Source organism: Streptomyces sp. NRRL S-118, assembly GCF_000716335.1.
Taxonomy (GTDB): domain Bacteria; phylum Actinomycetota; class Actinomycetes; order Streptomycetales; family Streptomycetaceae; genus Streptomyces.
The window spans coordinates 372,240-397,228 of record NZ_KL591004.1 but is presented as its reverse complement, the minus strand read 5'-3'; the positions used below and the strand labels follow the sequence as shown (position 1 = coordinate 397,228).

The 24,989-nt window shown below is 73.9% G+C and carries 26 protein-coding genes; 11 read left to right on the top strand and 15 right to left on the bottom strand.

All coding sequences use genetic code 11. The features are described 5' to 3' along the window. Window positions 1-14: 14 nt before the first annotated feature. A complete protein-coding gene (locus tag IH00_RS0111105; RefSeq protein ID WP_031072223.1) occupies window positions 15-905 on the bottom strand; it encodes a universal stress protein in 891 nt (296 codons plus the stop codon). 465 nt (window positions 906-1,370) lie between these two features. Here IH00_RS0111105 and IH00_RS0111100 point away from each other — a divergent pair, with 465 nt between their 5' ends. After that, window positions 1,371-2,843, top strand: a complete 1,473-nt coding sequence (locus IH00_RS0111100) for an amino acid permease (RefSeq protein ID WP_031072222.1) — start codon at window positions 1,371-1,373, stop codon at window positions 2,841-2,843. Between the two features lie 269 nt (window positions 2,844-3,112). On the opposite strand, the gene IH00_RS0111095 is transcribed toward IH00_RS0111100, so the two are convergent. The 5 genes from IH00_RS0111095 to IH00_RS0111075 form a co-directional block, all read right to left on the bottom strand. Then, the gene (locus IH00_RS0111095) at window positions 3,113-4,522 is read right to left on the bottom strand and encodes a dihydrolipoyl dehydrogenase family protein (RefSeq protein WP_031072221.1); all 1,410 of its coding nucleotides are present in this window, start codon (window positions 4,520-4,522) and stop codon (window positions 3,113-3,115) included. Window positions 4,523-4,532: 10 nt separating this feature from the next. Further along, the gene (locus IH00_RS0111090) at window positions 4,533-5,258 is read right to left on the bottom strand and encodes a potassium channel family protein (RefSeq protein WP_199819732.1); all 726 of its coding nucleotides are present in this window, start codon (window positions 5,256-5,258) and stop codon (window positions 4,533-4,535) included. Next, window positions 5,251-6,654 carry a TrkH family potassium uptake protein gene (locus IH00_RS0111085; RefSeq protein ID WP_052411316.1) on the bottom strand — a complete coding sequence of 468 codons (1,404 nt, stop codon included), beginning with the start codon at window positions 6,652-6,654 and terminating at the stop codon, window positions 5,251-5,253. The genes IH00_RS0111090 and IH00_RS0111085 overlap by 8 nt, the downstream gene beginning before the upstream one ends. Window positions 6,655-6,671: 17 nt before the next feature. Further along, window positions 6,672-7,529, bottom strand: coding sequence for a GNAT family N-acetyltransferase (locus tag IH00_RS0111080; protein WP_031072215.1), 858 nt, complete (start codon window positions 7,527-7,529; stop codon window positions 6,672-6,674). Between the two features lie 78 nt (window positions 7,530-7,607). Then, window positions 7,608-7,952 carry a hypothetical protein gene (locus tag IH00_RS0111075; protein ID WP_031072213.1) on the bottom strand — a complete coding sequence of 115 codons (345 nt, stop codon included), beginning with the start codon at window positions 7,950-7,952 and terminating at the stop codon, window positions 7,608-7,610. A gap of 242 nt (window positions 7,953-8,194) precedes the next feature. Here IH00_RS0111075 and IH00_RS0111070 point away from each other — a divergent pair, with 242 nt between their 5' ends. The 4 genes from IH00_RS0111070 (at window position 8,195) to IH00_RS0111055 (ending at window position 11,892) form a co-directional block, all read left to right on the top strand. Then, complete coding sequence (locus tag IH00_RS0111070) at window positions 8,195-8,560, top strand: PH domain-containing protein (protein WP_031072211.1); 366 nt, start codon at window positions 8,195-8,197, stop codon at window positions 8,558-8,560. 88 nt (window positions 8,561-8,648) lie between these two features. Next, entirely contained in the window at window positions 8,649-9,446 is a 798-nt protein-coding gene (locus IH00_RS0111065; protein WP_031072210.1) for a DUF72 domain-containing protein, read from the top strand. 123 nt (window positions 9,447-9,569) lie between these two features. Further along, entirely contained in the window at window positions 9,570-11,492 is a 1,923-nt protein-coding gene (locus tag IH00_RS0111060; RefSeq protein ID WP_031072208.1) for a protein-arginine deiminase domain-containing protein, read from the top strand. A gap of 43 nt (window positions 11,493-11,535) precedes the next feature. Beyond that, complete coding sequence (locus tag IH00_RS0111055) at window positions 11,536-11,892, top strand: helix-turn-helix domain-containing protein (RefSeq protein ID WP_052411315.1); 357 nt, start codon at window positions 11,536-11,538, stop codon at window positions 11,890-11,892. 218 nt (window positions 11,893-12,110) lie between these two features. On the opposite strand, the gene IH00_RS0111050 is transcribed toward IH00_RS0111055, so the two are convergent. The 3 genes from IH00_RS0111050 to IH00_RS42715 all read right to left on the bottom strand — a co-directional run bounded on the left by IH00_RS0111050 (window position 12,111) and on the right by IH00_RS42715 (window position 15,001). Next, the gene (locus IH00_RS0111050) at window positions 12,111-14,219 is read right to left on the bottom strand and encodes a SpoIIE family protein phosphatase (protein WP_031072205.1); all 2,109 of its coding nucleotides are present in this window, start codon (window positions 14,217-14,219) and stop codon (window positions 12,111-12,113) included. Between the two features lie 104 nt (window positions 14,220-14,323). Then, window positions 14,324-14,824, bottom strand: a complete 501-nt coding sequence (locus IH00_RS0111045; protein WP_234334818.1) for a flavoprotein — start codon at window positions 14,822-14,824, stop codon at window positions 14,324-14,326. A 21-nt stretch (window positions 14,825-14,845) separates the two neighbouring features. Then, window positions 14,846-15,001, bottom strand: a complete 156-nt coding sequence (locus IH00_RS42715; RefSeq protein WP_158827775.1) for a hypothetical protein — start codon at window positions 14,999-15,001, stop codon at window positions 14,846-14,848. Between the two features lie 555 nt (window positions 15,002-15,556). On the opposite strand from IH00_RS42715, the gene IH00_RS0111035 reads away from it, so the two are divergent. Next, a complete protein-coding gene (locus tag IH00_RS0111035) occupies window positions 15,557-16,813 on the top strand; it encodes a serine/threonine-protein kinase (RefSeq protein ID WP_031072202.1) in 1,257 nt (418 codons plus the stop codon). Between the two features lie 134 nt (window positions 16,814-16,947). On the opposite strand, the gene IH00_RS0111030 is transcribed toward IH00_RS0111035, so the two are convergent. Continuing rightward, on the bottom strand, window positions 16,948-17,745 hold the full coding sequence (locus tag IH00_RS0111030; RefSeq protein WP_031072201.1) for a VOC family protein: 798 nt from the start codon (window positions 17,743-17,745) through the stop codon (window positions 16,948-16,950). Window positions 17,746-18,164: 419 nt separating this feature from the next. On the opposite strand from IH00_RS0111030, the gene IH00_RS0111025 reads away from it, so the two are divergent. The 4 genes from IH00_RS0111025 to IH00_RS0111010 all read left to right on the top strand — a co-directional run bounded on the left by IH00_RS0111025 (window position 18,165) and on the right by IH00_RS0111010 (window position 21,095). After that, a complete protein-coding gene (locus IH00_RS0111025; protein WP_031072198.1) occupies window positions 18,165-18,641 on the top strand; it encodes a hypothetical protein in 477 nt (158 codons plus the stop codon). Between the two features lie 71 nt (window positions 18,642-18,712). Then, window positions 18,713-19,276 (top strand): hypothetical protein, encoded by a 564-nt coding sequence (locus IH00_RS0111020; RefSeq protein ID WP_031072197.1) that lies wholly within the window; start codon window positions 18,713-18,715, stop codon window positions 19,274-19,276. Next, window positions 19,273-20,502 (top strand): MAB_1171c family putative transporter, encoded by a 1,230-nt coding sequence (locus tag IH00_RS0111015; RefSeq protein ID WP_031072195.1) that lies wholly within the window; start codon window positions 19,273-19,275, stop codon window positions 20,500-20,502. The genes IH00_RS0111020 and IH00_RS0111015 overlap by 4 nt, the downstream gene beginning before the upstream one ends. Further along, window positions 20,499-21,095 carry a phosphatase PAP2 family protein gene (locus IH00_RS0111010; RefSeq protein WP_031072193.1) on the top strand — a complete coding sequence of 199 codons (597 nt, stop codon included), beginning with the start codon at window positions 20,499-20,501 and terminating at the stop codon, window positions 21,093-21,095. The genes IH00_RS0111015 and IH00_RS0111010 overlap by 4 nt, the downstream gene beginning before the upstream one ends. 35 nt (window positions 21,096-21,130) lie before the next feature. On the opposite strand, the gene IH00_RS42710 is transcribed toward IH00_RS0111010, so the two are convergent. The 5 genes from IH00_RS42710 to IH00_RS0110985 all read right to left on the bottom strand — a co-directional run bounded on the left by IH00_RS42710 (window position 21,131) and on the right by IH00_RS0110985 (window position 23,626). Continuing rightward, complete coding sequence (locus IH00_RS42710) at window positions 21,131-21,916, bottom strand: (2Fe-2S)-binding protein (protein ID WP_031072191.1); 786 nt, start codon at window positions 21,914-21,916, stop codon at window positions 21,131-21,133. 154 nt (window positions 21,917-22,070) lie between these two features. Beyond that, the gene (crcB, locus tag IH00_RS0111000; protein WP_031072189.1) at window positions 22,071-22,424 is read right to left on the bottom strand and encodes a fluoride efflux transporter CrcB; all 354 of its coding nucleotides are present in this window, start codon (window positions 22,422-22,424) and stop codon (window positions 22,071-22,073) included. After that, window positions 22,421-22,783, bottom strand: a complete 363-nt coding sequence (locus IH00_RS0110995; protein WP_420710868.1) for a DUF190 domain-containing protein — start codon at window positions 22,781-22,783, stop codon at window positions 22,421-22,423. Before IH00_RS0110995 ends, crcB begins: the two co-directional genes overlap by 4 nt. Further along, window positions 22,783-23,199, bottom strand: a complete 417-nt coding sequence (locus tag IH00_RS0110990) for a fluoride efflux transporter FluC (RefSeq protein ID WP_031072185.1) — start codon at window positions 23,197-23,199, stop codon at window positions 22,783-22,785. Before IH00_RS0110990 ends, IH00_RS0110995 begins: the two co-directional genes overlap by 1 nt. Before the next feature lie 16 nt (window positions 23,200-23,215). After that, window positions 23,216-23,626, bottom strand: coding sequence for an SsgA family sporulation/cell division regulator (locus tag IH00_RS0110985; RefSeq protein WP_052411314.1), 411 nt, complete (start codon window positions 23,624-23,626; stop codon window positions 23,216-23,218). Window positions 23,627-23,774: 148 nt separating this feature from the next. Between IH00_RS0110985 and IH00_RS0110980 the strand changes: the two genes are divergently transcribed. Then, window positions 23,775-24,947, top strand: coding sequence for a D-alanyl-D-alanine carboxypeptidase family protein (locus IH00_RS0110980; RefSeq protein WP_031072182.1), 1,173 nt, complete (start codon window positions 23,775-23,777; stop codon window positions 24,945-24,947). Window positions 24,948-24,989: the final 42 nt, after the last annotated feature.

Sequence of the window (24,989 nt, the reverse complement as noted above, 5' to 3'; positions counted from 1 at the left end):
GCCGCCGGCGCGCGTCAGGCGGCGGCGTCCTCCTCGACGACCGGCACCACCAGGACCGGGCACTGCGCCTCGTGCAGGACCTCGGCGCTGACCGAGCCGAGGAACAGCCGGCGCAGCCCGGTGCGGCCGCGGGAGCCGACGACGAGCAGCGAGGCGTTGAGAGCGGCCTCGACCAGCAGCGTGGCGGGCCGGGTGTGCTCGATGCGGACCTCCACCGGCACGTCGGGGTAGCGGTCGCGGCGCAGACCGGTCTGCTGCTTCAGGTACTCGCGGGCCCCGTCCTCCATGAGTGTGAAGTCGGGCGGCACCATCCCGACCGGTCCGGACGGCAGCATGCCGGGGTGGAAGGCGCCGTGGACGACCTCCAGCGCGGCCCCGCGCAACTGCGCCTCGCGGTACGCCACGTCCAGCGCCGCGAGCGACGCCTCGTCCGCGGCGACGCCGACCACGACACGGTTGTCGCGCGGCTGCTCGCTCTCCCCCGGGCGTACGACGATCACCGGGCACTCGGCGTGCGTGGCCACCTGCCAGCTGACCGACCCCAGGGGCAGCCGCGGGAAGCCGCCGGAGCCGCGGTGGCCGATCACCACGGTCGCGGCGTCCGCGGAGCGCTCCACCAGCGCGGCCGCCGGGCTGCCGACGGGCAGTTCACCGGCCACGATGACCTCGGGGTACTCGGACCGCACGACCTCCTCGTACCGCTGCACGAGCATCGCCGCCTGCTTGACCGCGGCGTCGCCCCGCTCCTCCTCCCCCGGGGACTCCCGCACGACGTGGGCGATGTGCAGGGGGTTGCCGTGCAGCAGTGCCTGCCGCGCGGCGAACCGTACGAGCTCCTCCTGTCCGGGCCCCTCCTCGACGCCGACGACGATCGGCCGGTCGCGGTGAGGTACGGCGTTGCTCATGACTGGCTGCTCCGTTCTCGCCCGTTCTCGATCGGGGCGCTGCGACGATTCGTTCACGGTGCGTCATACGCGTACCCGGCCGGAGGGAGTCCAGCCCTGTACGGCAAGGGCGCGTACCAAACGGACGGTCACGCAGAGTTACTCGCCGGTAGGTCGCCCGGCCGGTCGGTGTTCGCTCAGGTGTTGCTCAGATCCGGATAACGATCGCGTCAAACCGATCGTCCCTGTTGCCCGCGCATGACCGCTTTGCACGCCTTTCCTCGTGGTGTGGATCACGTCCGAACGTCTGGATCATCGTGACGGCTGTGATAAATCTGCACGACTCCTGCCGGACGCCATCCCTGTCCGGCCGGGCGCTACGACCGGCGGACCGCCGGTATGCAACTCCATCCACATCCGGGGGGATCGTGACCCGATCCGTGGCCGTCAGGCACGGATCGCGCATGGAGAAAGGCGCAAGAAACCATGACCTCAGTGCAGGTCGGCAAGCAGAGCGACGGCAATGGGGCCGCGGGAGGCACTCCCGAAGAGGGCTACGAGCGCGGGCTCGGCAGCCGTCAGGTCCAGATGATCGCAATCGGCGGCGCCATCGGCGTGGGCCTCTTCCTGGGTGCGGGCGCGAACATCGCGAAGGCCGGACCCAGCCTCATCCTCATGTACGCCCTCGCGGGCGTGATCGTGTTCTTCATCATGCGGGCGCTCGGCGAGCTGCTCCTGTACCGGCCGGTGTCGGGCTCCTTCGCGGAGTACGCCCGCGAGTTCCTCGGCCCGTTCTTCGGGTTCGTGACCGGGTGGACGTACTGGCTGATGTGGGTCGTCACCGGCATGGCGGAGCTGACGGCCGCGGCGATCTACGTGAACTTCTGGTTCCCGCAGGTCCCGCAGTGGGTGACCGCCCTGGTCTTCCTGGTCGTCCTGTACCTGGCCAACCTGATCTCGGTGAAGATCTTCGGCGAGATCGAGTTCTGGTTCTCGATGGTCAAGGTCACCGCGCTGGTCGGCATGATCGTCATCGGTCTCGGTGTCGTGACGCTCGGCTTCAGCCAGGCCGGTGACACCGCCGCGGTCTCCAACATCTGGGCCCACGACGGCATCTTCCCCAAGGGCATCGGCTCCAGCCTGATGACCCTCCAGGGCGTCATGTTCGCCTACCTCGCCGTCGAGCTCGTCGGTGTCACGGCGGGCGAGTCGGAGAACCCGGAGAAGACCCTGCCCAAGGCCATCAACACGCTGCCGTGGCGGATCATCGTCTTCTACGTCGGTGCGCTCAGCGTGATCCTGATGGTGGTCAAGTGGACCGAGTTCGAGGCGGGCGTGAGCCCCTTCGTGGCGGCCTTCGCGAAGATCGGCATCCCGGCGGGCGCGGCGATCGTCAACTTCGTCGTCCTGACGGCCGCGCTGTCGTCCTGCAACTCCGGCATGTACTCCACGGGCCGTATGCTGCGGGGCCTGGCCGCCAACTCCGAGGCGCCGAAGGCGCTCGGGAAGCTGAGCTCCACCAAGACGCCGGCCATCGGCATCACCCTCTCCGCCGCCCTGATGGGCATCGGCGTGGTCCTCAACTACGTCGTCCCGGAGAAGGCCTTCGGTTACGTCACCTCGGTGGCCACCGCCGCCGGTATCTGGACCTGGCTGATGATCCTCGTCAGCCACATCCTCTACCGCCGGGCGGTCGTCGCCGGCCGTCTGCCGGCCTCGTCCTTCCCCGCCCCGGGCGGCACCGTGTGCAGCTGGATCGCCGTGGCGTTCCTCCTCATGGTGACCGTGCTCATCGCCATCGACCCCGACAGCCGCGTGTCGCTGTACGTGGGCGCCGGCTGGGCCGTGTGCCTGGCGGTCGGCTGGGCGGTGCTGAAGACCCGCACCCCGCAGGTCGCCGCGAACGCGGCCGCCGGCGGCGAGCAGCCCCTGGAGACGGCGGGCCGCCCGCGCGGCTGACGCCCCGCTCCCGACGCACGAACGGGACGCCCCGGCACACATGCCGGGGCGTCCCGTTCGCCGTCCCGGGCCACGGGCCCGGGACGGGGTCACGCATCCCGCCGGCCGTCGAGCCGGGCCACCGGCCGGCGCGGCGAGGTCACCCCCTCACGCCGTCTCCGACGGATCCGCCGGTCACGCCGCGGCGACGCCCCGCCCGGAGCGCCGCACGCGGCCGGTCGTACCGCGGCGCGTCCGTCCGCGCCTCCGGCGGGCCGGGAAGGCGGCGCTCACCTCCCGTGCCGGGCGTCCGGCACACCGTCGGGCAGGTCGCCGAGGTCGGTGAGCGCGGTCTCCACGGCGCGGTGGAAGGTCGGGTACGCGAACATCATGTGGCGCAGGCGGGCGACCGGCACCTCCGCCTGGACCGCGACCGCGAGCCCGTAGAGCACCTCGCCGCCCGCCGGGCCGGCGGAGGTGGCGCCGACCAGCACCCCGCGGTCGGCGTCGGCGACCAGCTTGACCAGGCCCTCGTTGCCCGCCTTGTGGATCCAGCCGCGGGTCGAGGACGGCACCTGCGCCGTGCCCGTCCGCACCCGCAGGCCCCGCTCCCGGGCCTGGTGCTCCGTCAGCCCCACCGAGCCGACCTCCGGGTCGGTGAACGTCACGCGCGGCAGGGCGCGGTAGTCGGCCTCGGGTCCCGGCTCGCCGAGGAGGTCACGGGCGACGATCTCCGCCTGGTACATCGCCACGTGCGTGAACGCACCGCGCCCGGTCACGTCGCCGACGGCCCAGACGCCGTCCGCGCCGACCGCGCGCATCCTGCCGTCGACCTCCAGTGCCCGCGCGTCCGCCACGTCCAGGCCCACCGTCTCCAGGCCGAGGCCGGTCAGCACCGGGCGCCGCCCGGTGGCCACCAGCAGCCGCTGCGCGCCGATCTCCTCGCCGCCGTCCAGGGTCAGCCGGAACGTGCCGTCGTCCTCGTACCGCACCCGGGTGGCGCGCGCCCCCGTCAGGACCATGATCCCCTGCCCGCGCAGGACGGCGGTGACGAGCGCGCTCGCCTCGGGTTCCTCGGGTGGCAGCAGCCGGTCCGCCGCCTCCACGACGGTCACCTCGGTGCCGAAGCGGGCGAACGCCTGGGCCAGCTCCAGGCCGACCGCGCCGCCGCCGAGCACCAGCAGCGAGCCGGGCGCCTCCTCGGCGGCGACGGCATCGCGGTTGGTCCAGTACGGGACGGTGTCGAGGCCCGGCACGGGCGGCGCCTGCGGGCGGCTGCCGGTGGCGACGACGATCCCGCGCCGCGCGGTGAACACCGTGCCGTCGGCCTCGACCCGGCCGGGCCCGGTCAGCCGTGCGCGGCCGCGCACGAAGTGCCCGCCCTTGCCGGTGAAGCGGTCGACGGCCGCCCGGTCGTTCCAGTCGTCCGTCGCCTCGCCCCGGATCCGGGCGGCGACCTGGGCGAAGTCGGGTGCCGCCTCGGCGGCGCCGGCCATGCCCGGGACGCGCCCGGCCTCGGCGAGCAGGTTGCCCGCGCGGATCATCATCTTGCTGGGGATGCAGGCCCAGTACGGGCACTCACCGCCGACCAGTTCGGCCTCGGCCCCGACGACGTCGAGCCCGGCCGCGGCCAGCCGCCCGGCGACGTGCTCGCCGCCCACGCCCATCCCGATCACCACGACGTCCGTGTCCCGCGCCATACGGCACCTCCTAGGTCAGCTCTGCGAAGGTCTCCACCGCCCGGGTGCGGCCCGTGACGACGATGACATCGCCGCGTTCGATGACCGTCTCGGCGGTGGCGTACGTGAAGTCCTGCCCCGGGCGCTTGATGCCGACGACCGTGACCCCGTACCGGCTGCGCACCTGGCTCTCGCCGAGGGGGACGCCGGTGGCGCGGACCGGGGCGACGGTCTTCGCCAGCGCGTAGTCGTCGTCGAACCGGATGAAGTCGAGCATCCGCCCGGTGACCAGGTGCGCGACGCGCTCGCCCATCTCGTGCTCGGGCAGGACCACGTGGTGGGCGCCGAGCCGTTCGAGGATCCGCCCGTGCTGGCGGCTGACGGCCTTGGCCCAGATGTTGGGCACCCCCTGGTCCAGCAGGTTGGCGGTGATCAGGATGCTCGCTTCCATGGCGTTGCCGATGCCGACGACCGCCCGGCTGAACTCGTGCACGCCGAGCTGGCGCAGCACCTCGGGGTCCGTGCAGTCCGCTGCGGCGGCGTGCGTGATCAGCGCGCTGTGCTGCTGGACGAGGCGCGGGTCGGAGTCGATGCCGAGGACGTCCCAGCCGCGCCGGGTGAGCTCGTCGGCCAGGGAGCTGCCGAAGCGGCCGAGACCGATCACGGCCACGCGCCGGTCGCCCGGCACGGTGTGCGGCGGCTGCGGGGCGGGCCGTTCGCGGCGGCGCCGGCGCCACGGGTTCGGGTGGTCAGCCAATGACGGGTCGCTCCTCGGGCAGGTGGTAGCGGCGGGTGCGTTCGCGCAGGGCGAGGGCGGAGACGAGGGTGACCGGGCCGAGCCGGCCGACGAACATGAGCAGGACGAGGATCAGCCGCCCGGCAGTGGCGAAATCCGCGGTGATGCCGGTGGACAGGCCGGCGGTCCCGAACGCGGCCACCGTCTCGAACAGCACCGCGTCGAGCGCCACCCCGCTGAGGGTCTCCAGGGCGAGCGTGCCGGCGACGACGAGCCCGACGCCGAGCAGCGCCACGGTCAGCGCCTGGCGGAGGGTGTGCGGCGAGAGCCGGCGGCCCATCGCTTCGGAGTGCGGTTCGCCGCGCACCTCGGCGAGCATCGCCACGGCGAGCACGGCGAAGGTGGTCACCTTGATGCCGCCGGCGGTGCTCGCGCTCCCGCCGCCGATGAACATCAGGATGGAGGTGAGCAGCAGCGTGGAGGGTTCCATCGCGCCGATGTCGACGGTGTTGAAGCCGGCGGTGCGGCTCACCGCGGAGTGGAAGAAGCCGTTCAGCGCCCGTTCCCACCCGTCGAGCGGCCCGAACGTGCCGGGGTTGTCCCACTCGAACAGGCAGGTGAGCACGGTACCGGTGACCAGCAGGACGGCCGAGGTGAGCAGCGTCAGCTTGATGTGCAGCGACCACCGCCGCCGTCCGGTGGTGCGCCGCCGGTGGCGGTGGCGCAGCAGTTCCAGGATCACCGGGAAGCCGATCCCGCCGATGATGACGGCGACCGCGACCGGCAGCGTCACCCACGGGTCCCGGGCGTACCGGACGAGGTTGTCGGGGTACAGCCCGAAGCCGGCGTTGTTGTACGCCGACACCGCGTGGAAGAACCCCAGGTACACGGCGGAGCCCACGCCCTCGCCGTACGCGAACCGCAGCCGCAGGGCCAGCACGGCGCCGGTGGCCAGCTCCACGACCAGCGCGCAGAGGGCGACGCCGAGCAGGACGCGGCGCACGTCGCCGATGCCGAGGCTCCTGGTCTCGGCCGCGGCGGTCAGCTGGAGCCGCAGGCGCAGCCGGCCGGAGACGAGGAGCGCGAGCAGCGACGCCATCGTCATGATGCCGAAGCCGCCGATCTGGATCAGCGCCAGGATGACGCCCTCGCCGAAGCCGCTCCAGTAGGTGCCGGTGTCCACGACGACCAGTCCGGTCACGCACACGGCGGAGGTCGCGGTGAACAGGGCGGTGACGGGGTCCGTGGCGCGGCCGTCCTCGGTGGCGATGGGCAGCGCGAGCAGCCCGGTGCCGGCCAGGACAGCGACGGTGAACGCGAGGACGACCGTACGGGCCGGGTGCCGGGTGAACAGCGCGTGGCGGGGTCCCCGCCGCGGTACCCGCGCGGCCCGTCCCGCCGTCCGTCCGGCCTCCACCGCCTCCGCCCGCCGCGTCAGTAGAGGATCGAGGGCAGGTAGGCGCCGGCCGGTTCGTTGTAGAACCCGATGGTCATCAGGCTCAGCAGCTGCACCACGCGCAGACCGTGGGCCAGGCACCAGGGAAGCAGTGCGCTGTCGCGGGCGGGGACGAGGATGCCCGGCCCGCCGAAGGCCTCGGCCGCGCCGATGAGCGCGCGGACGTCCTCGGTCGTGTCGCCGACGGCGTGGGCGAAGAAGGCCAGGTCCGTGGCGTAACCGGTGACGCGCCCGTCGTGCTCGACGACGCGTGCGGTGCCCCGGGCGAGCGCATCGGCGAGTTCGCCGTGGCGGTCGGTGCCGTGGACCCGGCGGCACAGGTCGTCGCAGGCGGCGAGATCCGCCTCCCGGGCGGGCCGTACCGCGTGGCCGGGGACCGTGACGCCGATCGGCGGGCCCTGAAGGCAGACCACCGTCTCGCGGAAGACGAAGCCGAGTCCGGCGTACAGCGCGAACGAGCGGGAGTGGTAGCCGCTCTGGAGCAGCCGGATGCCGGGGGCGTCCCGCTCGGCCGCCCGGTCCATGACGTGGCGCATGAGGCGGCGGCCGATGCCGCCGTCCTGGACGGCCGGGTCCACCGTGACCGGGCCGACCCCGACGACGGGGGAGCGCTCGTCGAGGAAGTTGCTGCCCACGATCCGTCCGTCGAGCTCGGCGACGACGCTGTGGAAACCGGGATGGCCCAGCAGCATCGCCATCGTGTCCTCGGCCTCCCGGGCACTGGCGAAGTCGGACGGGAAGCCGTGCTCGTGGGCGACGGCGTGGAAGGCCTCGTAGCAGATACGGCCGCACTCGGCGGCGTCCTCCGCCCGCCCGGGACGCAGGGAGAGGTCCACGGCCGCACTTCCTTCCGTCCGGATCCGCCCCCGCTCGTTCCCATCAAACGCCGGGCGGGCGGACCCCACAAACGGTGTTCACCCCACCGCGACCGCCATCAGCGCGCCCCACACGATCGTGACGACGGCCAGACCCAGCATCACCGTGCGGACCACCTCCTGGCCGGAGGGCCCGAGCAGCCGCCGGCACCGGTCGCACGTATGGGTGCCGTGGGGCGGCCCGTCGAGCCAGTACGCCCCGAGGAGCGCGGCGTGGGCCGGGGGCGTGCCCGTCTCCCGGGACGGGTGGCCCGCGCCGGTGCCGTCCCGGGTCACCGTGCCGGTACCGTCCCCGGGCGCCGCCGCGTCCCGCGTCCGCTGCTGCGCCTGCGCGGCGGCGCCCGCCGTCGCCTGCGTCCGTGTCTGCGTCTCGAAACCGCTCACACCCCGGGAACGATCCGGCCCCGGAGCAAAATACGCGCACCGCCATCACTGCAACCAGATCGTCATGATCGTCGCAGGTGGTGAAGTTCTGCCCCGCGCACGACGGAGCACCCGCCTCCGACGGCACGCCGGGGGGCGCACCCGGGGGACGATCCGCCGGGAACGTACCCCTCGGCCGGGCCGGCACCCCCGGTATACAGTGCGACGATCATCGTGGAACCACACCACCTGGGGGGCCTGCCATGGCGCTGTTCGGAAACGCGCACACCATCGACCCGGCGACGGCGCAGCAGGACTACGCCCGGCTGCTCGGCAACGGCGAGCAGGTGCACGCCGCGTTCCTGCTGATCCGCGACACCATCCTCTTCACGGACCGGCGCCTCATCCTCGTCGACAAGCAGGGCATCACCGGCAAGAAGGTGGAGTACCACTCGATCCCGTACCGGAGCATCACCCACTTCGCGGTGGAGACCGCCGGCACCTTCGACCTCGACGCCGAGCTGAAGCTGTGGCTGTCCGGGAGCCCCGCGCCGATCCAGAAGACCTTCACCAAGGGCGTCGACATCTACGAAGTGCAGGCGATCCTCACCCAGTTCGTCGCACGCTAGACGGGGCGGACCGGGCGGGGGTCCGCCGGGCGGGCCAACCCGGGCGCGGAGCGGTAGGCGCCGCCGGCGCCCGGGCAGGCATGGCGGCATGCCCCTGCTCATCGGCACCTCCGGATGGCAGTACAAGGACTGGCGCGACGTGCTGTACCCGGCCGGGCTGCCGCAGCGGCTGTGGCTGGAGGAGTACGCGCGGCACTTCGCCACGGTGGAGAACAACAACGCCTTCTACCGGCTGCCCACCCGGGAGGTGTTCGCCTCCTGGCGTGAGCGCACGCCGGAGGGGTTCGTCATGGCGGTCAAGGCGAGCCGCTACCTGACCCATCTGAAGCGCCTGCGCGAACCCGCGGAACCGGTCGCGCGGCTGATGGGCCGTCTGGAGGGGCTGGAGGACCGGACGGGCCCGGTCCTGGTGCAGCTGCCTCCGGACTTCCGGGTGGACGTCCCGGCGCTGGAGGCGTGCCTGCGGTGCTTCCCCGCCACGGTCCGGGTGGCCGTCGAGCTGCGGCACGCGTCGTGGTGGGAGGCGGAGCGCGAGCTGCGGACGGTGCTGGAGCGGTACGGCGCCGCCCTGTGCTGGGCGGACCGCCGGTCCCGCCCGGTGACACCGCTGTGGCGCACGGCGCCCTGGGGGTACGTCCGCTTCCACGCCGGCCTCGCCGACCCGTCGCCGCGCTACGGGCGCCAGGCATTGGCCTCCTGGGCCCGGCGCATCGCCGGCACGTGGACCGACCAGGACGACGTGTACGTGTACTTCAACAACGACCCGGGCGGCGCGGCCGTCGTGGACGCCGCCGCGTTCGCCCGCGCGGCGTCCGCGCTGGGCCGCACGACGACCCGCACGCCGCCGGTGCGCCGGGAACCGCCTCCTTCACCGCGCCAGGACTGAGCCGCCGTCATAACCCGGGCACACCGCGGGCAGTCATCGGCCGTGAACCGGAGTCCCGAAGCAACGCATCGCGCCCGCACGCCCTCTTCCGGCTCGACAGACGCATCCCCCACGAAAGGACGCATGGTGCGTACGAGCCACGCCAGACGCGCGACCCTGGCCATATCCGTCATCGGGGCCGTACTGGCGCCCGCCGCGCCCGTGTTCGCTGCCGGGCCGCCGCCGTCGGCCGACCTGCGGGCGGACGTGAACCGGGACGGGCGCGTGGACGTCGCCGGCGCGACGGACACCGCGGGCGAGGACACCTGGACCGCGGCCCGCGGCGCGGTCGTCCTGCCCAACATCGACGACGACACCAAGCGCTGCGCGACCACCGGCCCGGGCGGCAAGCCGCTGTCCGACGCCCGCCTCGCCGCCTGCAACGACGCCTCCGACACACGGGTGAACGGCACCGCCGACGCCGCCGACCTCGCCCGGGTGCGCTCCGTACCGATGAAGGACCTGCCCGCGTCGGCCACCGGCACCCCGGCCGTCGTCGCCGGGGCGGCCCGCACCCGGGTCTTCGTCAAGCGCGCCGGCGGCTGGGACCGGGTCAAGGGCAACACCCGTCTGACCGCCGCCGAGCTGCGCTCCGGCGTGGAGTTCGGCGTCGAGGTCACCGACGTCGTCCGCGACACCGCGGTGTGGGACGGCCGCGCGGTCCTGCGCCTGTCCGTCACCTCCGGCGGGCGGACCACCTCCGACGACGTCACCCTCCGTGTGGCGCCGCTGCTCACCCACCACCACCTACAGAACGCCCAGCAGGTGATGGTCACCAAGGTGCCGGGCAAGGACCCCTACGCCCGCCGCCAGCAGGCGTTCGTGCAGGGCCTGGCCAAGGAGGCCAAGGCGGCCGGCATCACCAAGCCGCTCGTCACCTTCGACAAGTACCAGGACATCTGGGCCCAGGACTTCGTCGAGCCGGGGTACGTCAGCATGACCGGGCCCGACGGGCGCCGCCAGGTCATCCGCGTGATGCTCCGCTCGGCGCAGCCCGACCGCGAGTCCGGCCGGGAGCTGTTCGAGAAGCTCCGCGGCAACGGCGTCGGCGTCGTCCAGGTCTCGGGGGTCCGCGACTCGGAGGAGTGGACCCTCAACTCCATGGGCAACCTGGAGACCGTTCCGCCGTACGCCCACGGCGGGCGCTCCTTCCCGGCCGGACGCATCATCATGGGCGAGCGCAAGGACGACGGCTCCAAGCCCGCCCGCGCGATGCGCACGCTGCTGAAGGCCCAGGGCTTCCAGGACCCGCTGTTCCTCGACACCTCGTGGCTGCACGTCGGCCACGTCGACGAGTTCGTGCAGTTCCTCCCGGCGCCGGGCACCGCCCGCGGCTGGCGGATCGGCATCGCCGACCCGGAGGCCGGGCTGAAGCTGCTGCGCGACGCGCAGAAGGCCGGGCACGGCTCGACGCGGATGTTCTCGGTCCCGGGCAGCAAGGACGTGCCCGCCCCGAAGGAGACGATCGCCCAGGCGCTCGCCTCGAAGTGGCTGGTCGCCGACAACACGATGGCCGCGCAGCGCATCAGGGCCAACCTCGACGTCCTCAAGCGCGAGACGGGTGTGGCCGACGCGGAGATCGTCCGCGTGCCCGCGCTCTTCACCCGCGGTACCGAGGAGGGCGAGCGCGGTGCCCGCATGCCCCGCCTGAAGCGCATGGGCGCGGGCGACCTGCCGGACGCGGTCGACGAGTACGGCCAGCAGAAGCGGCTGCCCCGCGAGGGCGAGCGGGCCGCGGGCCCGGCGACCGTCATGACCAGCGCGTACGTCCCCGGCGCGGTCAACGGCGTGCTGCTCGGCCGGGACCGGTACCTCGCTCCGAAGCAGTGGGGCCCCGTCATCGGCGGCAAGGACGTGTTCACCGCCGCCGTGAACGCCGCGTACACGCGGGCCGGGCTGAAGGTGGCGTACATCGACGACTGGGAGACCTACCACCTGGGCATGGGAGAGGTGCACTGCGGGACCAACACCCTGCGGGACGCCTCCCGCGCCTGGTGGAAGCCGTAGCGGGCCCGTGACGTGACGCCCCGTCTGCTTCTAGGCTGACCGGATGAAGCCTGTGACCACACCTCGGACGAAGCCGGACCGCCCCCAGCCGGAGCCGCTGCTGCGCCACGTCGTCGGTGACGCCCTGCGCCGCGAGCGCCTCGCCCAGGGGCGCACGCTGCGCGACGTGGCCGACGCGGCCCGGATCTCGATGCCGTACCTGTCGGAACTGGAGCGCGGACGCAAGGAGGCGTCCTCCGAGGTGCTCGCGGCCGCGGCCGGGGCGCTCGGCCTGGGTCTGGGCGACGTGCTCTCGCTGGCCCAGCAGGAGCTCGCCCGGTCCGTGCCGCGGGTCACGGCGGCGACGGCGCCGGCGCGTGCGACCGTCGGCCACCGTGCCGAGGTCTGCCTCGCGGCCTGAGCACGCGCCCCCGGGAGGCCCGGCACCGCGGACAGGCCCGGCACCGGGCAGGACGGCACGCCGACGCGGAAGGGGACCCGACCCGTCCCCTCCCGCGTCGCCGTCCTTCCCCCGCCACCGTCCCACCGCGATGGGAGGCCGTGGTCGGACGGCCGCGGCAGGCAGCACCGGCCGTGGGCCCGGCGGCGGGGTACGGGCCGCCCGGTCGGGCGGCGCCCTCAGCGGACCGGGACGGGGCACGCCATCAGCAGGGCCACGTCGTCGTGGTCGCCGGGGTGGCGCAGCTCGCGCAGCAGCCGGTCGCAGGACTCCTCCAGGCCGCTGTCCCCCAGCGTGGCCATCAGTGCCAGCAGGGCTTCGAGACGGCTGTCGATGTCCTCCTCCCGCGTCTCGATCAGCCCGTCGGTGTAGAGGACCAGCCGGTCGCCCGGCTCCAGGTCCACCGTGACCTCGCGGAAGGGGATCCCGCCCACCCCCAGCGGCGGCGCGGTGGGCAGCTCCAGCAGGACGGGCTCGCGGCCCCGGCGCACCAGGACCGGGGGCAGGTGGCCGGCCGTGCACAGCCGGCACCGGTGGTGGTGCGGGTCGTACACGGCGTACACGCAGGTGGCCAGTGACGGGTCCATCCCGGCGCTGATCTCGTCCAGGTGGCGCAGCACCCCGGCCGGTTCCAGGTCGAGCCGGGAGAGCGTCTGCGTGGCCGTGCGCAGCCGTCCCATGCTGGTCGCCGCGTTGATGCCGCTGCCCATCACGTCGCCCACCACCAGGGCGGTCCGCCCGTCGGAGAGCGGGATGACGTCGAACCAGTCGCCGCCGACCTCGCTGCCGGGGCCGGCCGGCTGGTAGCGGGTGGCCACCTCCAGCCCGGTGAGGTCCCCCGGCGCCTCCGGCAGCATGCTGCGCTGGAGCGTCAGCGCGGTCTCCCGCTGCTGCCGGTACAGCCGGGCGTTGTCGATGCACACCGCCGCGCGGGCGGCCAGCTCGCAGGCGAGCAGCGTGTCGTCGTCGCTGAACGGCATCGGATTGCGGGCCCGCTTCAGGTCGAGCGCGCCCAGCACCTCACCGCGCGCGATCAGCGGCACCGCCAGGTACGAGTGCACCCCGGCCTCCGCCAGCAGGTCCGCCGCCCGGCGGTCGCGCGCCACGCACGACAGCGCCTGCTCGTCGAGGTGCGCCTCCCGCACCGGCCGCGCGGTGCGCACGCACCGGGTGACGAGCCGGTCGGCGCCGTAGCGGGCGAGTTCCCCCGGCGGGTCGGCCGCGTCCACGGCGACCGTCGGGTACGCAGCCGAAACGGCCAGGGCGCGGAAGACGGCGGGGGCCTCGGCGCCGGACGTGATCCGGTTCGGGCGGCCTTCCAGCACCGTGTCCAGCACGTCGACCGCGGCGATGTCGGCGAGCTCCGGCACGGCGACGTCGGCCAGCTCCCGGGCGGTCTGCTCCAGGTCCAGCGTGGTCCCGATGCGCACCGACGCGTCGGCGACCACGGCCAGCCGGTCCCGCGCCCGCTCCGCCTCCGCCGTGGCCCGGTACCGGTCGGTGACGTCGACCACCGACACGGCCAGCCCGATCGGCCTGCCCGCCACGTTGTCCAGCCGGTACATCGACACCGACCAGGCGTGGTCGTGCTCCGGATCGGCCGGGGCCCGCCCCACGACCTGCCGGTCCAGCAGCGGTACGCCCGTCTCCAGCACCCGCCGCATCGACGCCTCGGTCCGTCCGGCGTCGATGAACGGCAGCACCTCCCCGACGGTGCGGCCGAGGTGGTCCTCCGCGCTGACGCCGTCGATCCGCACGAGCGCCGCGTTGACCCCCACGTACCGCAGGTCCGGCCCGAGGACCGCCAGACCGATCGGCGACTGGTCCACCAGCCGCACCGACAGGGCCAGGTCCCGCTCCACCCGGCGCAGCGTCTCCCGGTCGGTGGCCAGGCCCAGGGCGTAGAAGTCGCCGAGGTCGTCCAGGAGCCGCATGTTGCGGAACTCCAGCCGCCGCGTGGTGCCGTCCTTGCGCCGTACGGGGAAGACGCCCGCCCAGCTCTGCCCGGTCGTCATCACCTGGTCGAAGAGGCGCAGCACCAGCGGGAGGTGCTCCTCGCCCACCAGCAGGCGCGCGGCGTACTTGCCCAGCGCCTCGTGCGCGCTCCAGCCGACCAGGTCCTCGGCCTGCGGGCTCCACAGGACGATGCGCCCGTCCGCGTCGATCACGATCGCGGCCACGCCGAGGACGTCGAGCAGGCCGCCGGCCGGCGAAGGCCCCACCTCCGCGCCGTCGACCGCGCCGTCGACCGCTTCCCGATCGGCCCGCAGCTCATCCGCACCGCCCATGCCACCCATGGTCCCCCCACACCCGCGGCGACCGCAGCCGGTGGACCACCGCCCGGCGGGCGGCACCCCCGCCCGGGGGGGCCGGGGGCCGGCGGCCGGCCCGGTCACCGGGCGGCGAGCAGCTCCAGCGCCTCCTCCCAGCGGAAGCCCGCCGCGCCGCCGCTGCCCTCGCCGATCCGTACGCCCATCCCGCGCAACCGCGCCAGGCTCTCGCGGTAGGCGGGGTGCGCGGTGAGCTCCGCGTTCACGCAGGGCAGCACGGCGGTGGGCACGCCCGCGCCGTACGCCTCGCACAGGGTGCCCAGCGCGAGCGTGTCGGCGATGCCGGCCGCCCACTTGTTGATCGTGTTGAAGGTCGCCGGGGCGACGGCGACGGCGTCCGCCGGCGGCAGCGGCCGCGGATCGCCGGGGCGGCGCCAGGCCGAGCGGATCGGGTAGCCCGTCCGGGCCTCGACGGCCGGCCCGTCGAGGAACGGCAGGCCGTGCGGCGTGGCGATGACGCCGACGTCCCAGCCCTCGTCCTGGGCGGCGGCTATGAGCGTGCCGACGTCACCGGCGATCCCGGCCGCGCACACGACGACGTAGAGGAAGCGCTTCTGGTCCACGGGGGCCAGTCTGCCCGGCCCTCAGGAACCGGCCGTGGCCGCCTGCGGGAAGTACCGCGTGAACGGGTCCGGCTGCACGCCCATCACCTCCCCGAAGGGCGTGGCCAGGTAGTGGATGAGCAGTCCCAGGAAGACCGTCAGCCCCACCATGCCCATCACCATCACCAGATGGCTCACCCCCCGCCCGACCCCGAAAAAGGAGCTTCCGCCGCGCCAAGCCTCGCGGCGCCGAGACCCGCGGCCACGGCCGCCGTCGCGGCACCGGCCGCACCGGTGAGGACGCCGACCCCGGCACCCAACGCGGTGAGAGCGCCCGCCCCAGCAGCAGCCCCCGCACCCGCGGCGGCTCCCGCCACACCCGGCGCACCCAGAACTCCCGCCGCCCCGGCCACCGCACCAGCGGCCCCGGGCGCCCCCGGAACACCAGGCAACCCGGAACACCCGTGACTCCCGGGACACCGGGAACTCCTGGTGCGGGCTATGGATGGTCCGGACCGCCGTCCGGACCGTTCGGGGCACGTCACGGCGTCGGCGTCCGACGGCACCGCCGGCCCGGAAAGCCGGGCGAGTGCGGATTGCGCCAGCCACAACGAGCCCGCGCGGGGACCTTGCTGACCGACCCTCATCTGATGGGTCGGTACCCTGCTCCCAGGATCGATCGGGATTGAGGTTGGTGCGCACGTGCTGGTGGCGGATCGGTACCGGTTGGAGTCACCCATCGGCCGCGGCGCAATGGGGGAGGTCTGGCGGGCCACGGACGAAGTGCTCGGCAGGCCGGTGGCCGTCAAACTGATGCTGGGGGACGACCCCGACTCGCAGGCGGCGGCGCGGTTCCGGCTGGAGGGACAGACGGCGGCCCGGCTCAGCCACCCCCATGTGGTCGCGGTCTTCGACTTCGGGGCCTGGGACGGCCGCTTCTACCTGGTGATGGAGTACGTCGAGGGCCGCAGCCTCGCGCAGGAGCTGGCCGCCGAGGGGCGGTTGCGCCCCGCGCGCGTGGCGACGATCGCCGCGCAGACGGCCGCAGGGCTCGCCGTGGCGCACCGGCAGGGCATCGTCCACCGGGACATCAAGCCGGGCAACCTGATGTCCGACGGGGACGGGACGGTCAAGCTCGGTGACTTCGGCATAGCCCGGTTCGTGGACGATCCGGCGGCCGCTCTCACCACGGCCGGCCAGATCGTCGGGACGAGCCTCTACCTGGCTCCGGAGCGGGCGCTCGGCCGGCCGGCGGGCCCGGCTTCCGACGTGTACTCGCTGGGCTGCGTGCTGTACCAGCTCGTGACGGGCCGGCCGCCGTTCCAGGCCGACACGGCGACCGCCACGCTCTACCAGCACATCGACACCCAGCCGGTACCGCCGCGCGGTCTGGGCGCCGACGTGCCGCCGGCGTTCGAGGCGTACCTGCTGGGGATGCTGGCGAAGCAGCCGGAGGAGCGGCCGCCGGCGCAGCAGGTCGCGGACTGGTTCGGGTCGGGTGCCTGGCAGGGCCACGGGGAGCCGATGCCGGCTGCCGGACCCGTCCGGGCCCCGGTACCGGGCCGCCGTCCCGCGGCCGGTGCCATGCCGGGTCCGCGCTCCGCCGCGCCCGGGACGCCGGCTCCGCGGCCTGCTCCGGCCGCCGCGCCCGCCGCCGTGCGGGCGCCCGTGTCCGCGTCCGGGGCGCTGCCCCCGCCCGCGCCGATGCCCGCCGGTCCCCGGGGGACGGGCCCGGCGCCGGCGACGACGTACGTGCTTCCGGGCCGGAGCGGCGGGAGTGCCGGACGGGGGCGCCGGGCCGCTCCGGCGCCGGCGCGCCGCGGGGCCCGCGCGTTCGTCAGCCGCCGCCCCCGGGTGGCGAGCGCCATCGCCGGTGCGGTCGCGTTCGTCACGGCCGTCCTGGTCGGGATGGCTCTGTTCTCGCCCGACAGCTCCGCCGGGACGACGCCGGGCCAGGTCTCCACGACGCCGGGCGGCCCGGCAGCGGGCCCCGGCTCCCAGGAGGACTGAGCCGCCCGGCGGGCGAGGGAGCCGCCGCCGGGCCGTGGCCGCGAGGACCCGTCCGCCCGGCGGCGGCCGGCGCGCGCGGCGGCCGCCGCCGACCCCGCCCCTGCGGGCGGACGACGCTGTTTCGCGGACACTCCCTACACGTCCGTCATCCTCGGCATCTCGCCCTCGGTCCTCGACATGTCGATGACCGAGAAGGCCGCGCCCTGCGGGTCGCTCAGCGAGGCGAACCTGCCGAACGGGGTGTCCATCGGGCCCCAGCGCAGGATTCCGCCGCGCGCCGTCGCCCTTCCCACGGCCGCGTCGCAGTCGTCGACGGCGAAGTACACGTTGATGTGCGGCGGGACCTCCGGCGGGAACTCGTCGGTCATCCTCATCCGGCCCAGCACGGGGTCCTCACCCAGCTGGAAGACCCGGAAGTCCATGTGGTCGGGGGACTCCATCTCCTTGGTCCGGTAGGGGAAGACGGCGGGGAAGAAGTCGTCGGACTTCTCCGGCTCCCGGGTGAAAATCTCGGCCCAGCAGTAGGAGCCGCGCTCGCCGCGCGCCTCGAAGCCCTCGTGGGTGCCGCCCTGCCAGACGCCGAAGACCACGCCGCCGGGGTCGCGGGCCAGGACCATCGAGCCGAAGTCGCCGACCTGCATCGGCTCCATCAGCACCTCGCCGCCGTTCTCGCGGATCTTGCGCGCGGTGGCCTCGACGTCGTCCGACGCCAGGTACAGGCACCACGCGGCCGGACCGTCCTGGCCCGGCATCGGCGGGACGACCGCGGCGGCGGCCTTTCCGTCCGCGTACGCCTGCGTGTAGTCGCCGTACTCCGACGACGCCTCGCCGAAGGTCCAGCCCAGCACGTCACCGTAGAAGGCCTTCGCACCTTCCACATCGGTGAACATCGCGTCCGCCCAGCAGGGCGTGCCCTCAGGTGGTACGGCCATGGCTCTGCCCCTCTTCGCACAAACGGTTGTCCCATTTGTCACGCTAACGAGCCATCCGGTGGGCCGCGCGCCGAAGCGGAGGCGAACCGGTTCGCAATTGTCCGCCGGGGCGCCTGTCCACCGCCCATGACGAGGTGTCATAATGCCGATGTAGCCCTTCGTGCATCCCCCGTCGCGAAGGGCTACATCCTTGTACCGAGCACACAGGTGCCGTACGCCACGGGCAAGGGACTCCCCTCGTGGCCCCCTGCCCGTGTTTTTTCGAGTTAACAGTGACGTAGAGTGCCTGCGCAAGTCCGGATCCGATGCAGGCGTGGGTTGCTCCGCTTTGTCGCTGATGCAAAGACACCCACGTTCTGGGTCGGTTACAGTACGAGCCCGTTGACCGGACTCGAACAGCGCGCGACGTGGGGACCCCGATGACCAACGGCGAAGAACGCACGCCCGAATTGCGGACGTTGCAGCAGAAGGTCGAGTACATGGTCGAGAAGACGTTCCCCGGCCAGAAGGTCTCGGGACGGGTCTTCGCCGATCTCGTCAAGCAGCGCGGTGGTTCCCTCTCGCACAGCTACTTCTCCAACATCCTGGCCGGGAAGGTCACCCACCCCTCCGAGGACATCCTCAAGGCGCTGGGCCTCGGCTTCGGCGTGGACTGGCGCTTCTTCAAGGAGGAGAGCGAGGTCGTCGACGACGTCGTCGCCGGGCTCCAGTTCCTCGCCAAGCGGCGCACCGGCGAGATCAGCGGCGTGGCCGCGCGGGGCAACGACGACGACGGGATCCCGGCGGAACTGCTGGAGTTCGCGCTCTCCCTGCTGGAGGAGACGAAGAAGAAGGACGACGCCGGCGGCCCGGGGCCCGGCGGCGGGAGACCCGGCGGCCCGGAGCCGGCCCGGTAAACTCGCCGACCGCACGTCGTCACACGCACGCGTGACGACGACGGACTGACGGACGTAAGAGGCAGCACCCCATGTCCCTGCGCAAGCTGCGCAAAGAGTGCGAAGCCGGTCTGGCGGACCTTCCCCTCCCCTCGCCCTTCACCATCGAAGCGCTGGTGGCGAACATGGAGGCGGCCCGGGGCCGCACCATCGTGCTGCGCGAACTGCCCGACCGGCTGGCCCGGGTCAACGCCGCCTGCGGACTGCGCCTCACCACCGGCACCACCAGCTTCGTCCTGTACCGCCGCCGTCCGACCGCGTACCAGACGCAGCACGTCATCCTGCACGAGCTGTGCCACGAGTGGTTCGACCACGGCACCACCCTCGACGCCGAGCAACTGCGCCGTCTCCTGCCCGTCTTCGACACCTCCCTGATATCCCGGGTGCTCGCCTCGGGCGCCACGGTGCAGGCGCGGGCGCAGTACGACACCCACGACGAACGAGTGGCCGAATTCGGCGCGTCGCTGATCCCGCGGATGGCGCGCGAGGTGACGAGCGATGACATGGTGGGGCGGCTCGCCAACTCCCTGTCCCGCCCCGTCGCCCACCGCCGGCGCGGCTTCTTCCGCCGTACCACCGACAAGGACTCCCCGTGACCGCCCTCGACCTCGCCGACTACCTCATAGCCGGCCTGATGACCGCCGTCGCGCTGTGGCGCATGCCCGCCGCCCTGTGGGGCGACGAGGAGGACAAGCGGCGCCGGGCGCTGTGGGGCTGTTACGCCGGGTTCGCCGTGGCCCTGTGGACCAAGACGCCCGTGGTGCGCACCGGGCTCAACGACAGCCCGGTCGTCGACCTCGCGGTCCTCATCAAGCACTACACGGCGACCATCGCGATTCTGGCCATTCTCAGCTACATCGTCGCCATCTACGGCCACTACCCGGAGGGCGGGACCGTGCCGCGGCACGTGCGGTTCGCGCGGGGGGTGCAGCACGTGGCGGCCAAGGCGTCCCTGGCCACGCTGATCCTGCTGACCGTCCTGTTCTTCACCGTCGTGGACCGGTCCGTCCCCTCCGACCGCTTCGTCTCCGACCACGCCGGACAGGGGGGCGCCACGCTCTACATGAGCGTGTTCTACCTGTACCTGGGCGCCGCGTCCGCCGTGTGCGCGTACCAGTGGGGGCTGGCGACGGCCAATGCCACGCTGCGCCACCTGCGGATCGGGCTCGGCATGATGACGTGCGCCATGGTCATCGGCGTCGGCTACACCGTCAGCCGGACGCTGTTCCTGTGGATCAGCGTGGTGGAGCAGCCCGGCCGCGCCTTCGCGCAGACCTTCGACAAGGCGACCGAGGCCGCGCAGATCGTGCTGTTCGCCCTCTTCGCGGTGGGCGCGTCCATCCCCGCCTTCAGCAAGGGGTGGCGGCGCGTGAAGCTGTGGCGGGCGCAGGCCCGGCTGCACCCGCTGTGGCGGGAGCTGATGGCCGCCTTCCCCGACCAGCCCTTCGAGCCGCCGGCGTCGCTCGCCCGTGAGCTGACCCGGTTCGGCACCCCGGCCGACCTGCGCGTGGACCGCTGGGCCGCCGACATCGCGGACGCGGTCGAGAAGCTGCGGCACTACGTCACCGACGGGCTGGTGGACGCGGCGCGGGCCGCCGCGGGCGGCGAGCCGGGACCGCTCGCCGACGCCTACTGGATCAAGGCGGCGCTGGCCGCCAAGGCGGGTGGGGCGCCCGCCGGCAAGGCCGCGGCCATCGAGGCCAAGCACGCCGCCGACCAGGACGACGAGGTCGCCTGGCTGGTGCGGGTGGCGGCCGCCTACCGGACGATCGACGGCGAGCGGGCCGAGGCGCTGCTGCGGCCCCTGGAGAAGAGCGCGTGAGCACCACCACCGGCACCCCCGAGGACACCCGTACGGCGGCCCGGGCCGTCACCGACGTCTTCCAGCCCCGAAACGTCTTGCTCATCGGCATGCTCGCCATCGGCTGGGCGGCCGCCGGGCACTGGAGCGGTCTGCTGTGGGGGCTGCTCGGGGCGCTGTGCGCGGGGCTGGTGCCCGCCGCGTACATCGAGTGGGAGCGCAAGCGCGGCACGTGGGGCGACCGGCACGTCGTCGACCGCACCAAGCGGGCGCCCATCTTCTTCGTGATCCTCGGCTCGATCGGTACGGGGTCGCTGGTCATGGTGGCCGGGCACGCGCCGGCCGGCATCCTCGCGGCGATGCTCGCGCTGTGGGTGATGACGGTGGGGCTGCTCGCGGTGAACACCGTGTGGAAGATCTCGGTCGACGCCGCGGTCGCCTCGGCCGTCGTGGCCCTGCTGTCCGTCGCGCACTCGCCCTGGTGGCTCCTGGGGTACGCGATGACCGCCGCCGTCTGCTGGTCGCGGGTGGCGCTGCGGTACCACACGGTCGCGCAGACGGTCGCCGGGGCGTCGCTGGGCGCGGCGACGGCGACGGCGTTCCTGCTGGTCTGACGTCTCCCGGGCGCGCGGTCGGCGGCCGTGGACCGCTACGCGGTGCGCGACCGGCCGCGGCGCGGGCAGGTGGAGCAGATCTCCTCCGGGCGCAGCGTGTAGAGCAGGCAGCAGCCGGCGCGCGTCCGGGTCGGCTCGCCGCAGGCCGCCGGGTCCGGACGGAAGGCGGCCGCGCCGGCGAGCGGGGGCGTGCGGCCGGGCAGCAGGGCTTCGGCGGCGTGGGCCGCGGGCCAGGGGTCGCCCTGGGCGCGGCCCAGGTGCCACAGTCCCTGGGCCATCGCGTCGGTGACCAGCGCCCACATGCCGTGTTCGCCGCGGCGCACCAGCGGGCGGAAGGCTTCCAGGACCGGGCCGAGGTGCGCGGCGATCGCCCCGCGGAGCTCCTGTGCGTCGAGGGCGCGGGCGGTGGCCGCTTCGGCCGGGGACACCACCAGCCGCCGGGTCCGCCCGTCGTACGCGACGCCGTCCGGGGTCAGCCGCGGTGCGCAGCCTTCCAGGTACCAGGGGCCGCTCATGGCGAGGGCGACGGTGAACGCGTACCGGTGCAGCACCCACGTGGGGGCGACGTCGCGCCGGGGCCGCACGCCGTAGAGCTCCCGGACCCGGCGCTCCTCGGCCGCGACCAGCGCCGCCAGCGCCTCGGGGTCCCGCACGAGGCGCCGCCCGGGCACCGGGCCGTCACCGTCGTGGCCGCCCGCGTCCGGCGCGCCGACCTCGAACCGCAGGACGGGCGAGACGGCGGCCATCGAGCGGTACGCGGCGGTGACCCGCTCCACCGCGGAGGTGCGGAGGGACGGCGGCGGTGCGACGGTGGAGGGCATACGCATCCTGATCGACGAGGCATCAGCGGTTAGGCAAGCCTTGCCTCATTATTACCAGGAGCCCCACCCGTTCGCGCGCCGGGGGACGATCACCGGCCGGCGGGAGACGATCACCAGCGACCGGGGGGCGATCACCGGCCACGGGGAAGGACGATCACCGGCCACCGGTCGCGAGCGCCACCCCCGCGAACGCCGCGCCTAGGCCCGCCGTCACGCTCGCCACCACGTTGACCGCCGCGTACAGCCGCGCGCCCGTCTCGGCCAGCCGCAGCGTCTCGTACGAGAACGTCGAGTACGTCGTCAGCGCCCCGCACAGCCCCGTTCCCAGCAGCAGCTGCACCTGCGACGCGGCGCCCGTCAGCAGCCCCAGCAGCAGACAGCCCGACACGTTGACGGTGAAGGTGCCCCAGGGGAACACCGAGTCGTGGCGCGCCTGCACGGCACGGTCCGTCAGGTACCGCAGCGGGGCCCCGATCGCGCCGCCCGCCAGCACCAGCAGCCAGTTCACCACCGCACGACCTCGCACCGCTCCAGTGTCACCAGCCCCTCGGCCGCCGCCCCCGCCCCGTCCGCGGCGCCGTCGCCCCGGCGGGCCAGCAGCTCCTCCAGCCGCGGCAGGAACGCCCGTACCCGCTCCTCCTCGTCCACGATCACCACCGCCACCGGCAGGTCCTCGCTCAGCGACAGCAGCCGCGCCGTGTGCACCACGGACGACGACCCGAAGCCCTCCACGCCGCGGAACACGCTCGCACCCGCCAGCCCCGCCTCCCGCGCCCGGTGCACGATCTCCGCGTGCAGCGGCCGGTGCCGCCACCGGTCGCCCTCCCCCACCAGGACCGTCAGCCGCAGCGCGCCGCTCGTCCTCATCACGCCGCCCTCCGCACCAGTACCCGCCGCGTCGCCCACGCCGCCGACCAGACGGCGCCCAGCGCCACGACGACCGTCGCCCACAGATACCCCAGCGCCGTCGCCGTCTCGTGCCGCCGCAGCAGCCGCTCGACGTCCCCCGCGTACGTGGAGAACGTGGTGAACCCGCCCAGCACCCCGGTACCCAGGAACGGCCGCACCAGCCGGTGCACCGGCGCCCCGCCCTCCGTGATCGCCACCAGCAGCACGCCGATCAGCGCGCACCCCGACCCGTTGATCCACAGCGTCGCCCACGGGAAGCCGCCCGGCGCCGCCGGCCACGCCAGCGACACCCCGTACCGGGCCGCCGCCCCCAGCGCTCCTCCGGCGGCCACCACGCCCACGACGGCGAGCTCCCGGCCTCGTGCCCCATCCACGGCTCCAGGATCTCAGCTACCGGCTGCCGGAGCTCAGGACCTCCGCCAGGAACTCGTCCAGCTCCACGTGCTCCTCGCCCGCCGGCACCGCCCCGTAGGTCCGGTCCAGGAACCGGAGCAGCGAGCGCGTCCGCACCGTGAAGACGGCGCTGCGCATCAGCTCGATGCACAGCTCCTCGCGCGGGCCGTCCACCTGCGGCCACACCCGCACGTCGCCCTCGCCGACCTCGCCGCGCATCCCGTCCCGCAGCATGCCGCGGTCCAGCCGCCATTCGGCGTAGACCCAGCCGCCGTGCGTGAACTCCACGGTGACGGCGTACGGGTCCCTCGGGTCGTACCTCATGTGGGCCAGGACGGGGATCTCCTGGCCCATCTGCGGGAGCAGCCGCATGAAGACCTTGTCGCGCAGGACCGCGTCCGCTGTCATGTCGTCCCTCCGGGGAGAGTTCGCCTTGTCCGTACCCGGGCTCCCTTGCCAGTGCCCGCGCAGCGCCGATTGATGCGAATGCGGAGGGGCGTCGTCCGTCCGGCGCACTCGCCCTGCGCACCGGCGCGGGCCTCCTTAACGTGACTGAATGATCGTCAGCTCGCTCGCGGCCGCCGCCCTCTTCCTGATCCCCGCGGTGCCCCCGCTGCCGGTGGAGCCCGTGCCGCCACGCCCCAGCCCGGCTGTGGACGCCTCCGTCCTGCACCGCTCCGGCACCCAGGTGCGCGTGCCCCCCGGCACGGCCCGCCCGCCCGGCGTGTCCGCCCGCTCCTGGCTGGTCGCCGACGCTGGCAGCGGCGCGGTGCTCGCCGCGCGCGACGCGCACAAGCGGCTGCGCCCGGCCTCCACCCTCAAGGTGCTGTTCGCCTTGACCGCGCTGCACGGCCTGTCGCCGGACCGGCCGCACACCGTCAGCCGGCACGAGCTCGTCGGCATCGGCGAGGGCAGCAGCCTCGTCGGGCTGAAGGAGGAGGTCACCTACCGGGTGGCGGACCTGTGGCGCGGGGTGTTCCTCAGCTCCGGCAACGACGCGGTGCGCGTCCTGGCCGGCCTGAACGGCGGCTGGCAGGCGACCACCCGCGAGATGCAGGCCACCGCCGATGCCCTGGGCGCCCGGGACACGCACGTGGTCTCACCGGACGGCTACGACGAACCCGGGCAGGTCTCCTCCGCGTACGACCTGGCGTTGTTCGCCCGCGTCGGCCTGCGCGACCCGGACTTCGCCCGCTACTGCGCCACGCCGTACGCGAAGTTCCCGGGAGGCGGCTGGTCGTACGGCATCCGCAACACCAACCGGCTGGTCACCGGCGACGACGGGGTCGCCCGCTACCCGGGCATCCTCGGCGTCAAGAACGGCTACACCAGCGGCGCGGGCCACACCCTGATCGCCGCCGCCCGCCGGAACGGCCGCACACTCGTCGTCACCGTGATGAACCCCCGCCGCGGCGGTGCGTACGCCGTGTACGAGGAGGCGCGCCAGCTCCTCGACTGGGGCTTCGCGGCCGCTCCCCGCGCCCGGCCGGTCGGCTCGCTCCAGGCCCCGCCCAAGGCGGCCGCCACCGCGGCGGGCCCCGCGGCATCCCCCGCCCCGGTCCGCGCGGCCCCCGCTCCCGCCCGCCCCTCCGCGACCCCGCAGGCCCGCGCGACGGCCCCGGACGACGGCCCCCACGTCCTGCTGCCCCTCACCTTCGTCTCCTCGGCCTGCATCGCGGCGGCCACCCTGTGGTGGGTCCGGCGACGGACCGCGCCTCCGCTGGAATGATGGCCCGCAAACGGCCGTCACTCCCGGGACCTGCGGCGAGTG

What these genes read in the sequence shown, in the direction of transcription:
- IH00_RS0110995 (WP_420710868.1), bottom strand. Translation starts at nt 22,783, where the DNA reads ATGAGGACGAGCGGCGCGCTGCGGCTGACGGTCCTGGTGGGGGAGGGC.
- IH00_RS0111030 (WP_031072201.1), bottom strand. Translation starts at nt 17,745, where the DNA reads ATGGCCGTACCACCTGAGGGCACGCCCTGCTGGGCGGACGCGATGTTC.
- IH00_RS0111020 (WP_031072197.1), top strand. Translation starts at nt 18,713, where the DNA reads ATGTCCCTGCGCAAGCTGCGCAAAGAGTGCGAAGCCGGTCTGGCGGAC.
- IH00_RS0111105 (WP_031072223.1), bottom strand. Translation starts at nt 905, where the DNA reads ATGAGCAACGCCGTACCTCACCGCGACCGGCCGATCGTCGTCGGCGTC.
- IH00_RS0110980 (WP_031072182.1), top strand. Translation starts at nt 23,775, where the DNA reads ATGATCGTCAGCTCGCTCGCGGCCGCCGCCCTCTTCCTGATCCCCGCG.
- IH00_RS0111025 (WP_031072198.1), top strand. Translation starts at nt 18,165, where the DNA reads ATGACCAACGGCGAAGAACGCACGCCCGAATTGCGGACGTTGCAGCAG.
- IH00_RS42710 (WP_031072191.1), bottom strand. Translation starts at nt 21,916, where the DNA reads ATGCCCTCCACCGTCGCACCGCCGCCGTCCCTCCGCACCTCCGCGGTG.
- IH00_RS0111100 (WP_031072222.1), top strand. Translation starts at nt 1,371, where the DNA reads ATGACCTCAGTGCAGGTCGGCAAGCAGAGCGACGGCAATGGGGCCGCG.
- IH00_RS0111095 (WP_031072221.1), bottom strand. Translation starts at nt 4,522, where the DNA reads ATGGCGCGGGACACGGACGTCGTGGTGATCGGGATGGGCGTGGGCGGC.
- IH00_RS0111035 (WP_031072202.1), top strand. Translation starts at nt 15,557, where the DNA reads ATGGGGGAGGTCTGGCGGGCCACGGACGAAGTGCTCGGCAGGCCGGTG.
- IH00_RS0111065 (WP_031072210.1), top strand. Translation starts at nt 8,649, where the DNA reads ATGCCCCTGCTCATCGGCACCTCCGGATGGCAGTACAAGGACTGGCGC.
- IH00_RS0111060 (WP_031072208.1), top strand. Translation starts at nt 9,570, where the DNA reads ATGGTGCGTACGAGCCACGCCAGACGCGCGACCCTGGCCATATCCGTC.
- IH00_RS0111055 (WP_052411315.1), top strand. Translation starts at nt 11,536, where the DNA reads ATGAAGCCTGTGACCACACCTCGGACGAAGCCGGACCGCCCCCAGCCG.
- IH00_RS0110985 (WP_052411314.1), bottom strand. Translation starts at nt 23,626, where the DNA reads ATGACAGCGGACGCGGTCCTGCGCGACAAGGTCTTCATGCGGCTGCTC.
- IH00_RS0111050 (WP_031072205.1), bottom strand. Translation starts at nt 14,219, where the DNA reads ATGGGCGGTGCGGATGAGCTGCGGGCCGATCGGGAAGCGGTCGACGGC.
- IH00_RS0111070 (WP_031072211.1), top strand. Translation starts at nt 8,195, where the DNA reads ATGGCGCTGTTCGGAAACGCGCACACCATCGACCCGGCGACGGCGCAG.